Source organism: Gardnerella vaginalis, assembly GCF_001563665.1.
In the GTDB taxonomy this organism is placed as follows: Bacteria; Actinomycetota; Actinomycetes; order Actinomycetales; family Bifidobacteriaceae; genus Bifidobacterium; species Bifidobacterium vaginale_A.
Genome location: NZ_KQ961867.1, coordinates 1 through 12544 on the forward strand (window position 1 = coordinate 1; position 12544 = coordinate 12544).

Here is a 12544-nt window from a genome sequence, read left to right on the forward strand (position 1 = left end):
AAGAAACAAGTTAAGAATAATAGTGAGTCTAAGAAAGTTAAACGTAACCTCACTAACACTGGCGTGAATGTTGCAATTATGACATTATGCGCAACATTTATTTGCCTAATAGCTATAGGAATAAAAGCTTTACGATTAAATCAAAATCTATAAGCAAATATAAATAAGTGAATACAAATAAGCAAATATAAATAAATATCTAAAAAATATGGCGTAGTGCTTGGTTACAAAACATTACGCCATATTTATTTTTCATAAAATCATTTCAAAAATACACAAATATAGATTTCACATTATAAGCAAATTTTAACTTGCCCACACACTCGCATCTTGATCATCTTCATCCGGATTATAAGCAGCTTTAGAATACGTGTATTCGTCATCAACTACACCCGAATCAGCATCCGCGTTAATAGCAGCAAGAACGCCTTTATCTATCTTGTATTGCGGCAACACATTTTTGATGTAACTTGTTACAGCATCTTGCATAGAAACATCATGCCCAACGCGTTCCGCCATAAACCAACGATGATCCAGCACTTCATGGAAGAATTGAGCTGGCTGAATTTGCGAACGAAACTCATGCGGAATCATGCGAACTGTTGGCTCAAAAACCTCACGCATCCAATCAGTTGCAACGATTTCTAGCTCTTCTCCTTGCCTCCAAGTAGAAGTTCTGTAAGCATCTAAATCATTAAGCAAACGACGAGCTTGATTTTCTTGAACATCTAAGCCTGTCAATCGCAAAAGTTTGCGAGATGCGTATCCTGCATCCACAACACGAGGACGAACTAATACACGTCTACCGTCTTCAGACGTTTTCATCTCAAGCTCATCCACATCGAAGCCTAATTCATTCAGACGATTAACACGTCTTTCAATACGCCACATTTCATCAGGACTAAATTTATCAACGTCCGTAAGCGTGCTCCAAAGAGAATGATATCTATCTACTAAACGATTTCCAATGCTAATTTCATCAACTTCCCCAGGCAACAACTGCCCGGAGCTCAAATCCATTAACTCACCAATAATATTTGTACGAGCTAAATCAATATCATATTCGCGTTGACCTGGAGTCAAACTACTGTGCAAATCACCAGTTTCAGCATCAACCAAGAATGCAGAAAAAGCATCTGCATCTCTCAAGAACAAAACGTTAGAAAGTGAAACATCGCCCCAATAAAAGCCTGAAAGATGCAAACGAACCATTAAAACAGCGAGCGCATCAATAAGTCTTTCTGCAGTATCTGGACGCAAAGTTCTTGCAAACAGAGCGCGATATGGAAGAGAAAACTTTAAGTGTCTTGTAACAAGCATTGCCTCAAGTGGCTCACCATTAGAATCTCTACGACCTGCAACCACAGCAATAGGCGTGACGGTTGGCAATTCAAGTTTACGTAAACGGCGGAGAAGCTCATATTCTCTCTCTGCTACTTGTCTTGTTATTTCCTTCATAGCGTAAACTTCATCGCCTACGTGCACAAATCTTACAACGTGTCTAGATATACCTCGAGGAAGATTTACAAATAAATCTTTTGGCCATTGAGAAAGCGGAAGTTCCCAAGGCAACATAAACATTCTAGGATTTGACACTGCAGAAGTAATTTTTAACGCTGAAGGCTCACGTTTTGTAGGCTCTTCATCTTGAGCCGAAACCGAGGTTGCTTGAACAGCACGCGGATCAATATAAGCAGCTTCGTTCCATTCCATATTGTCTAATCTACCCGTCAGTGTGAATGATAATGATACTTTATTTTGATTATTTACCAATAATCAACACAACTGCAATAATTTTCTAATGCTTAATCTAATGCTTAATATGATTTGCAAAGAAAATATCACTCTAAGAAGTGATGCGAAATGCGGGGTAGCGTTATGCAAACCCCGCATTAATCGCATTACATCAAACCGTGCAAGTTATGAGAATAACAATTAGTTCAAGCGCAACTCAGTAGATGGTGCAAACAAATGCATCTTTGCTGGGTCAATCTTAATCTTGACTGTATCTCCAACCTTTGGAAGAGCACGAGGATTCACGCGAATAGTCGTAAGCTTATTCTGATCAGACATCATCGTAGCTGCTTCAGCAGCAGATCCGTCAGTTACAATGTTTCCATAAATGTAGCCATCAGAACCGAGATCTTCAACGTTTACAACATTCAAGGAGAATGCGTTTGGATCATCAAATGTAGCCAAGCTTGCATCTTCTGGACGGAAGCCAACTATAATTTGATTATTATCTTCTGGAGTAAGCTTTGCAACAGCTTCTTGAGGCAAAATAATTGAATCTTCACCAATTTGAGCACGACCATTAAGTACTGGATGCTGATTGAGATTCATAGATGGAGAGCCAATGAATCCTGCAACGAACACGTTTGCTGGACGATCATAAAGTTCTGTTGGAGCACCAACCTGCTGCAAAACACCAAGCTTAATAACAGCAATACGATCACCCATAGTTAAAGCTTCAGTCTGATCGTGCGTCACGTAAAGAGTAGTGACATTGAGCTGGCGCTGCAATGCAGCAATCTGGGTACGAGTCTGAACGCGAAGCTTTGCATCAAGGTTAGAAAGAGGTTCGTCCATAAGGAAGACCTTTGGGTTACGAACAATTGCACGACCCATTGCAACACGCTGACGCTGACCACCAGACAAAGCCTTTGGCTTACGATCCAAATACTCAGTCAAATCCAAAACTTGAGCAGCTTTATGAACTCGCTTCTCAATTTCTTCTGCAGGTACACCAGCAATCTTCAACGCAAAGCCCATGTTCTGCTTAACGGTCATATGTGGGTACAATGCATAATTCTGGAAGACCATTGCAATATCGCGATCCTTTGGCTGCATTGTAGTCACATCTCGACCGCCAATAAGAATACGACCGCGGTTGACTTCTTCAAGACCAGCCAACATTCGCAAAGTAGTAGACTTACCGCAACCAGATGGACCAACGAGCACGAGGAACTCGCCATCCTTAATAGTCATGTTCAAATCATCAACCGATGGCTTATCATTGCCCGGGTAAATGCGAGTCACATGATCAAATACAACTTCTGCCATGATATGTTCCTTTCATCGGCAGGTACGTGCCGAACGATCCGTTGTGAAGGGTGTGCACTCACAAGTCCGTTTCCGACTTCGGCTGGACTTACACGCACACATTACTTATCTGGTCCATTGAAGGTTCTCTTCGTTGAGCCATAATCAAATATAACATGCTTTTACCAACAAAACACTAAATCTTCAATTAGCCTTCATCGGCGTGTCGTCAGTAATTCATAGAAATGCAAAAAAATCAATACAATAACTACGCTTAATAATCTAGATTTAACACTCTATTGAGTTACCATAAAAACATGAACGATATTAGCATGTTCAATTTAAACCAAGGCAGCAATATTGGCGGATACACGCTTATAAAAAGGCTGGGCGGCGGCGCTATGGGCTCTGTATGGAAAGTTCGCGATGACGGAGGCCAAGAATATGCTATGAAAATTTTAAGGGAAAATGCGAGCGAAGATGACTACGCAACACAAAGCGAACAAAATCTCGCAAGAACCCGCTTGCGAAGAGAAGCACTTGCATTACAACGTATAAATCACATTGGCGTTTGCTCAATAGTCGATATGGAACTTGACGCGTCTATAGCTTTCATAGTCACTGAACTTATTGAAGGCTTAAATTTAAAGGAAGATGTTGCAGAAAACGGCCCATATATTCGAGATGATTTAGAAAGACTTGCACACAAACTAATTGACGCGATTAAAGCAGTTCATTCTGCTGGAATAGTCCACAGAGATATAAAACCTACAAATGTAATGATTTCAGCAACAGGACCAGTGCTTGTAGATTTTGGAATCGCAATGGGCGAAGGCGAAAGTCACGTGACTAGAACCGGATTAGTTATGGGAACTCCAGGATTTATAGCGCCAGAAATAATAGAAGGCGGAGATTCTGACGAGCTTACAGATTGGTGGTCTTTAGCAGCAGTTCTTGCATTTGCAGCAACAGGAAGGCCCGTTTTTGGAACAAAACCTATGATGGCAGTTTTGGAACGCGCAGCTTGTGGGAACGCGAATCTTAATGGCATTCCGCCTAGAACTATGGATGCTCTAAGATCTGCTCTAAATCCAAATCGTAATCAAAGATGCACTCCAGAAGAGCTTGAAGAAGCGATTGCAAAAGATGCAGAAAATCCTCTTGCTTGGCAAGGGGCGATGCTCCCTTTTGAGTTAAATATTTCTGAATCTAAATCAGATGATGAAAATACAAGTGAACCTTATATTCAGCAAACCTCTAAATTCTCTAGCGATATGAACTATCAAGATAGTGAAAATACATCGCAAACTATCAATGTTTCACATGAAACAGAAGAAGATTCAGAAACGATATCGTTTAACGGTGTAAGAAATATCGAAAACAACTACACTGATATAACTGATACATACGAATCTAACTACAAAAATAATAAAAACAAAGAAAACGAAAATTACTACAATAACAGTCAAGCTGATTCTATCTCTAAGACTTTGAACGTTAGAAAAATGTGGACAGATGACGTTTTACCAACTTCTATTCTAGATCGCACAACACATATTGACACAACTCCTGTTGCTGTTGGCACAACTCCTGTTGGCACAACTCCTGTTGGCGCAACTCCTATTGACACAACTCCTATTGACACTGGCACAATTCCGGCATATACAACTACAATTGCAGCCACACAAGAAACAGATCCACCGATAGAAAACTCGGTTATACAAGCAGAAAACACAAATCCAACACAACAAGCAAATCTTTCACAAACACAAGATGATTATGATTCAAAAGAAGAAAATCTGAACCAAAAAGCACGACCGTATCTACTTAGAGGCACGTTATTTCTACTTATTTTTATGCCAATACTTCTTGCAACAACATGCATATCTACTTCAGCATCTCTATTCTTACACGCGATATTCATGATTATTTGCGCAACAACAGGATACAATGTTTCATCACATATACATCGACAAAAAATAAATGACGGAATAGGAAAAGATAGATTATTACGCATATTTTTTATACCATGGCATTTTCTAAAAGCGATTCTATATACTATTCCGTCTTTACTAATACTTTCCATCACATCAATTTCATTCGCATATATTTATCCACTTTTAATTAAAGCGACTTGCCAACTTATGGAATTCCCTATATATCTTCCAGAGTGGCTATTTGTAAAAAAATGGGTGATTCTACTTCCTTCTTATACTCCAGAAATCTTTTCGCCTACATCAATAGGATACGCCGTAGGAGTATTGATTGGATGGATTATAGTATCTTTATTCGGCAGATCTAGAATGATTAGATTAGGTTTGGGAGCTATATTCGGCGCTGGAAGAAATTAAAGGAAAACACTAACTAGGAAGACATTAACTAGGGAATTAACTGAGGGAATTAACTGAGGGAATTAAATTTGCAAAAATCAAGTTTTACGCAAAATCATTCCAAATCATTCCAAATTATTCCGCATCATTCCACAGCATTCAAAATCATCGAAAATCATTCAGCATAATTCCGTTGATACCGTACATTAGACTATGTTTATCACAGTAACTAAATTCTATAAAATACAAATTCATCACAACTACGTTAAACACGACTGCGTTAAACACGACTGCGTTATGCGCAAAAGTGATACGAAAGGATAGGCATGATAAAACCAGCCGAAAAAAGAGAATCTAATAGCGCATTAAAAGAAAAAGAACGCCGCCAACAGACAATTATTGGAATTGTTGTTGTTCTCGTAATTATAGCGATGATCACTGGAATAATCATCACAACATATAATGCGCAAAACGCAGATACTAAAAATAAAATAGAAAAAACAATTAAAGCCAAAAAATCTCTCAAGGCCGTCAAAACTGCAGAAAAACCAAAAAATATGAATAATTATGGCGGCATTGCAATAAGCAAAAACGGGTATAACAATCCTGTCAAGGGAGTACCAACCATAGCTGTGTATTTTGATCCTATGTGCCCAGGATGCGCTAACTTCAACCAAAATATCGATCCGTATCTAGTCCAAATGATGGAAGCAGGGCAAATCAACATGGAAATTTACCCAATGTCATTCCTTGATCCACTATCTACGGATCACTATTCTTCTAGGGTTACAGGAGGAATTTATTACATTGCAGATAACAGCAACAATCCAAAATCTCTTTTGGAATTTATAAGTAATATTTTTGACAAAGACTTCCAACCAGATGAAGGCGATAGATACACGCCTGTAAGCAATAAAACACTTGCTGAAAAAGCAATAAAGTCAGGAATCAAAAAAGAAGTTGCAGAAAACGCATTCCAACGTCATTACATAAAATGGCAGAAGACTATGAATACAGCAACTCCTGATAGAAAAGAACTTTGGAATATAAGTGGCTCTAATGCAGGTTCTATGACTACACCAACAGTGACGATTAACGGACATATTTTCGACATGAGTAAAGTCAATGCCAATAATTTGAATATACTTAATGAAATTTTGAAATCTATTGGATTAGACGAAAAAGATTTAGGATCTGCAACCGTGCGTCCAAAACTAGATGATAAAGGAACACCTGCTGCTATATAGAATAATTGCAAAACGTAGCTTTTAAGCACATTTGCAAACAACTATTAAAGCATTGTTTTCAATCCAAAAACATGACAAAAATTGATTAGCAAATAAAAGTAACAAAATATGACACGTGCACACTTGCCACAAACAATAGTTACTGGTACACTAATCAATGTTTTGTTAGCGCATATGTTTATGCGCACTGCCTCCTTAGCTCAGATGGCCAGAGCGGCCGCCTTGTAAGCGGCAGGTCGCCGGTTCGATCCCGGCAGGAGGCTCTGTTTATTCTTCGAAGTTTTGTATCCACAATCAAAAAACATTTTCTGTCTTGATACTGCGATATTTTGCAAATATGCGTTTATGTAACAAACATAAATTGTAAATACATTTCAATAGTGCAAATGATGATTCAACAACTGTAAATATTTATTGTTCATAGTTAGGTACTCGTATTATTGTTGAAATGTGTTTCTGTTTAAATAACATGCATAACTAACAACGTATAATAATAAAAATACATATTCTTTTTGCGAGTAAGTTCTCAGAAACCTTCCCCCAACTCAGGGTTTCTGAGAAACTGAGTGTGGAGCGTCCCCCAACCTGCTCCACCTCACAGGGGCGGGAAAATCCCCTTCTCTCCCGCCCCTTTTTCATGCATACAGAAAAATTTATTATTTTTTTGAATGTTGTTGTGAGGTGTGGGAAATACTTACCTCACAGGAGCTTCAACTTTTTACGCATGTTTAAATGTTGTTGCTTGTAGTAGTAAAAGTTAGATTTTAGCTTACTTTAGTTTTATAAAGAGTTTGGATTAGGTGTAACTTTTTTAAACACCGTTTCGCTTTTTATTGTTCGTTAAGTATTTCCCACACCTCACTAGTACACAATCTATACTTAACTTACATTGTCGATAAACCTATAGGATTATTTACAAAGCCATCCTATTTACTGTTGATAAGAATAAATAATATCGCATTAACATAAATAATTAGTTATAATGAAAGTCTGATTTCGGGAAGCGAGGTTGCATGATACGTCGATGGACACCAAGACGTTTTGTTGTATTAAGACGCGCGAGAATAATTGCATGCGCACTAAGTATTGCAATTATTTGTACGGCGTTTTTTGCCTTCTCAACTAGAAAAGCAGTCGCAATTACAGTTAATGGCAAATCAAAAATTGTAACAACTTACGCAATGAGCGCACAACGACTTCTCGAAGAACAAAACATAAAGATAAAAACACACGATCAAGTACTAACATCTTCTGGAGAAATACTCACAAATCACAGTACAGTTACTGTGCGAAGCGCATATCAGACTTCAGTTACAGTTAATGGCGTTACAATACCATTCTGGACAGTTGCAACAAGCGTAGATCAGCTTATTGGATTCTTTAAAGCAAACGAAAAAAGAGCTGTGAAGATCACAGTTAATCTTCGCAATATATACGACAAACTTTCAGGCGGATTATCGATCAATAAAGAAGGCCCTGTTACAGTTATATGCGATGGAAAAACGCGAATTGCTCCAGACGGGAAACTTCCAGCAAGTTCTATTCTCGATTCACAAGGGATAGTTTTAGGAAAAGAAGATCGAGTAACAGTTGAAAATGATGGCAATAAAACAATTCTTAGAATATTGCGAGTTACTCACGGTCAAGAAAAACGCATTGTGCAAGTACCATTTACAACACAAACCATTAATGACAATAATCTTCCAGAAGGCACACGCATTGTGCAAAAAGCAGGAGTTAATGGCGAAAGAGAAGATGTTTATAACGTTACATACGTTGACGGAAAGCCAGAATCTGCAACTCTTGTTTCTCAAACAGTTACTAAACCAGTTATTGATGAAGTAGTGGCTATTGGGCGTAAATCTGTGCAACAAAAACAAGATAAACCAGAAATAAAGCACGAAAGTGACACGAATACAAAACCAAAGAATAATAAACAAAATAAATCTACAAAAGTAGCACCTTCACCGAAACCTAAATCTGACAAGAAACCAAAACCAAAGTCTGAAGAAAAACCAAAACCACCAGCTCCTGCACCGGCACCAGCTCCGGCACCTGCACCAGCACCAACTGATGACGATACAGATAGCATGGTTCACGCAACTCCAGAGCAAGCAAAACTGTACGCTAAAGCAGCATGCGCAGAATTTGGATGGGTCGGCGAAGAATGGGATGCTCTTGTATGGTTGTGGAATCGCGAATCACATTGGAGATGGAATGCTGAAAACCCAAGCTCTGGAGCATACGGAATCCCACAAGCACTACCAGCAAGTAAACTAGGAGATGTATCGCGTGGAGGCGGTCCTAATTGGCATGAAGATGCTGGAGTGCAAATCAATTGGGGATTAAATTACATAAAAAATCGTTACGGAAGCCCTACAGCAGCAGTCCAACATTCTCATGATGTCGGATGGTACTAAATCAAATTAAATCAACACAAAACTAGAAAACTTTGGATGGTACTAAAGTGACTAAATTAAACAGCGACAACGATAGCTTTGGCGGAAAACTTCTTGGAGCAGCAGATATAAGAAGAATTGCAGCAGAAGAAGGTATTACGCCTAGTAAAAAATTTGGACAAAATTTCGTAATAGATCCTGGAACAGTACGAAAAATTGTAAACATTTCTGGAATTACAGAAAAAGATACAGTTCTAGAAGTAGGTCCTGGATTAGGCTCTCTTTCCTTAGCAATTTTAGAAACTGGAGCAAATCTTACAGCTATAGAAATTGATCCACCTCTAGCAAAACGACTGCCAAATACAGTATTAGAATTCATGCCACAAGCATCTGAACGATTCAGTGTTGTATTGAAAGACGCTCTAAATATTACTAAACAGGATTTGCCTAGAATTGCGAGCGCAAAGAATTTTACTCTAGTAGCAAATCTACCTTATAACGTTGCTACGCCTATTATTTTAACGCTTTTAGAAAAATTTGATAATTTGCAAAACTTCGTAGTAATGGTTCAAAAAGAAGTTGCAGATAGGCTATGCGCGCATCCTGGTAATAAAGTCTATGGAACTCCAAGCGTAAAACTCGCTTGGTATGGGCATGCAGAGCGCTCTGGGATTATTGGAAGAAATGTTTTTTGGCCATCACCTAACGTTGATTCTGCATTAGTTTCTTTCACTAGGGATTGCGTAAGTAAAGGCGATGAAATTCAGCGCGCTGAAGTATTTTCTCTAGTCGATGCCGCATTCCAACAACGTAGAAAAACACTTAATGCAGCTCTAAAAAATCATGTTGAAAAATCCGCATTTGAAATTTCTAAAATAGACCCAACTCGAAGAGGTGAAACTCTTACATGCGAAGAATTTTTGGCATTAGCAAGAGCACAATATAACTTTTAAAATATTCTTATAACTTTTAAAAGCATTGTTTTTTAAGAAATTAAAAGCATTCTTTATAACTTTTAAAAGCATTAGCGAACTCTCGTATTCTAAAATTAAAAATTAAAAACAGTAAGAATAGTTAAGCATTTAGCAAACTATAGATCTAGAACGCCTTTAGGTCATACATAGTCAGTAAAATGCGTGTAAAGTAATACTTCGCGCCTAATTTCAAAATACCTGGTATGCTATTTGAAAAAATTAGAATACGGTGAATTTAAGGATTTTAGGCGTAATCGCAACAAGTTAAGTGTATGGATAGATTTGGAGTATCATGGCGCAAGAATACGATGAGCGCACCGCTCGCAAAGAGTTCATGTATCAAAAGACTAAATCCATATTACTTACTGTTGGAATTGCACTAGTGGTTGCAACTTTGTTATCTTTCATGATCCAATTCCATGTTTTTGGATTAAATTCTCCAAAAACTAAAAAAGATAACAATAATTACGGAATAGTTGCCCCATGCCCTATAAAAGATAAAGACGGCGATAAAATATCGTATCTTGATGCGCGCACTGTTTCTATTCGAATCTTGAATGGAACTAAATTCAGAGGTTTTGCTAACGCTGTAGGCGAGGCTTTGAGAATTCGCGGATTTAATTTAATTGAAGTCGGAAACAATAAAACACAGGGCGTTAAGCGTACAACTATTTATTTTGGCAAAAAATCAATAAATTCTGCTTATACACTAAGCTCTCACTTCGATGAAGTAGCTTTGCAAATGGACGATCGCAAAGACAATCTGGTTGATATAGTTCTTGGAACAGATTTTAGAAATTTGCGACCAAAAACAGATGTTCCTGCTTCTGGAGCAGAAATCACTCCTATTAAAAATTGTCAGGATGCTAATAATATAAAGAATCTTCCTAAAGCTGAAAAGCACAAAGAAGTAAAATAATTTACATTATTTTCCATCTCAAACTAACTACGCTTACCTGGCAATCAAGCTAACCTGGCTAACCAATCTAAGAAAGCTAATCAGGCTTACCACGCTATGAAAGCTAACCAGGCTTAAACTACAACGCAATTGAATTTCTTTTAGATACTATTTGGAAGAAACTTTGCAATATTCGTTTTCATACCAACGCATCAACTCTGCTACAGCTTCATCATGCTCAACTGGACCATAATCCAAACGATAATTAAGCATATGCTTATAAGCTGCTCCTACTACAGGCCCAGGCTTTACATTAAGCAAATCCATAATTTCATTTCCATCCAAATCTGGACGAATAGCATTCAAATCTTCCTGCTTCTTAAGCTCCTTTACTCGCTCTTCCATCTCATCCATAGCATGTTCAAACATTAAGGATTTACGGCGATTCTGCGTAGTAGCATCAGCTCTTGTTAAACGATTCAATCTCTCATATAAATGACCTGAATCTTTAACATATCGCCTTACTGCAGAATCCGTCCAAGGCTCATCTACGTAACCATGGAATCGCAAATGAAGATTCACTAATTCGCTAACATCCTCAATAAGACGGTGATCGCAATGTAAAGCTTTAAGTCTTTTAGCAGTCATTTTTGCGCCAACAACATCATGATGGTGGAAACTCACTTTCCCACCCTCTTCAAACTTACGCGTACGCGGCTTACCAATATCGTGTAAAAGAGCAGCCAGACGAAGAGTCAAATCAGGAGCAGGCACAGCGCCGTTTTCATCTGTTTCTAAAGCAATCGCACGCTCAAGAACCATCATCGTATGTTCAAAAACATCCTTATGGCGATGATGCTCATCTATTTCTAAACGCAATGCTGGAATTTCAGGCAAAACGTATTGCGCAAGCCCAGAATCAACAAGAGCTTCTACGCCTTTACGAGGACGTTCAGAAAGCAACATTTTTTGAAGCTCATCTCTAATGCGTTCTGCAGAAACAATATTCAAACGACTTGACATATCTGAAATCGCTTCAGCCGTTCGCGCTTCAATAGTAAAACCAAGTTGCGCTACAAATCTCACTGCACGCATCATGCGAAGAGGATCATCGTCAAAAGACTGACGCGGATCTACAGGAGTACGTAAAACACCTTTTGCTAAATCATTTGCGCCTGCAAAAGGATCTACAAATTCCATATCTGGAACTCTTAATGCCATTGCATTTACAGTAAAATCTCTACGAGAAAGATCGCCTTCTAAAGTATCTCCGTATTGAACTTCCGGCTTACGAGAATCAGGATTATAAACGTCTGAACGATACGTTGTAACTTCAACTTTTACCTCTGTGCCATCTTTTCGACGTCTAACAGCTCCTAAAGTGCCAAACTTCCTACCCATATCCCAAAATCCGTCATGTCCCCAATGACGCAAAATCGGCTCAAATTCTTCCGGCTTGGCAGAAGTGCAAAAATCAAGATCATGCGAAGTCCTATGCAATAACATGTCTCGCACTGGTCCACCTACTAACGCAAGCTCATAATTGCGCTCAGCAAACAAACGTCCCAATTCTATGGCTTCAGGCCAAACTTCAAAATTTCCAGACACTCTACGCGACACCCTTTCAGCGTAACAACAAACCTATTTCCAGCAT

Annotated in this window: 8 protein-coding genes and 1 tRNA gene; 6 read left to right on the forward strand and 3 right to left on the reverse strand. The window is 38.5% G+C overall.

Annotated features, from left to right (window positions below):
* Positions 1-306: 306 nt before the first annotated feature.
* Positions 307-1713: a DUF4032 domain-containing protein gene (locus HMPREF3230_RS03575; protein WP_075523592.1), complete on the reverse strand. Its 1407-nt coding sequence runs from the start codon at positions 1711-1713 to the stop codon at positions 307-309.
* A 222-nt stretch (positions 1714-1935) separates the two neighbouring features.
* Positions 1936-3063, reverse strand: coding sequence for an ABC transporter ATP-binding protein (locus HMPREF3230_RS03580; protein ID WP_075523593.1), 1128 nt, complete (start codon positions 3061-3063; stop codon positions 1936-1938).
* Positions 3064-3359: 296 nt separating this feature from the next.
* Here HMPREF3230_RS03580 and HMPREF3230_RS06595 point away from each other — a divergent pair, with 296 nt between their 5' ends.
* The 6 genes from HMPREF3230_RS06595 to HMPREF3230_RS03610 all read left to right on the forward strand — a co-directional run bounded on the left by HMPREF3230_RS06595 (position 3360) and on the right by HMPREF3230_RS03610 (position 10911).
* Positions 3360-5393: a serine/threonine-protein kinase gene (locus HMPREF3230_RS06595; RefSeq protein WP_075523594.1), complete on the forward strand. Its 2034-nt coding sequence runs from the start codon at positions 3360-3362 to the stop codon at positions 5391-5393.
* Between the two features lie 305 nt (positions 5394-5698).
* Entirely contained in the window at positions 5699-6619 is a 921-nt protein-coding gene (locus tag HMPREF3230_RS03590; protein ID WP_075523595.1) for a DsbA family protein, read from the forward strand.
* A gap of 189 nt (positions 6620-6808) precedes the next feature.
* Positions 6809-6882 (forward strand) — tRNA-Thr (locus HMPREF3230_RS03595).
* 750 nt (positions 6883-7632) lie between these two features.
* Positions 7633-9039, forward strand: a complete 1407-nt coding sequence (locus tag HMPREF3230_RS03600) for an aggregation-promoting factor C-terminal-like domain-containing protein (protein ID WP_075523596.1) — start codon at positions 7633-7635, stop codon at positions 9037-9039.
* A 32-nt stretch (positions 9040-9071) separates the two neighbouring features.
* The gene (gene rsmA / locus HMPREF3230_RS03605; protein WP_075523597.1) at positions 9072-9971 is read left to right on the forward strand and encodes a 16S rRNA (adenine(1518)-N(6)/adenine(1519)-N(6))-dimethyltransferase RsmA; all 900 of its coding nucleotides are present in this window, start codon (positions 9072-9074) and stop codon (positions 9969-9971) included.
* A 313-nt stretch (positions 9972-10284) separates the two neighbouring features.
* On the forward strand, positions 10285-10911 hold the full coding sequence (locus HMPREF3230_RS03610) for a LytR C-terminal domain-containing protein (protein ID WP_075523598.1): 627 nt from the start codon (positions 10285-10287) through the stop codon (positions 10909-10911).
* 147 nt (positions 10912-11058) lie between these two features.
* Here the strand turns inward: HMPREF3230_RS03610 and HMPREF3230_RS03615 are convergent, their stop codons facing one another.
* On the reverse strand, positions 11059-12498 hold the full coding sequence (locus HMPREF3230_RS03615; RefSeq protein WP_075523599.1) for a CCA tRNA nucleotidyltransferase: 1440 nt from the start codon (positions 12496-12498) through the stop codon (positions 11059-11061).
* Positions 12499-12544 lie beyond the last annotated feature (46 nt).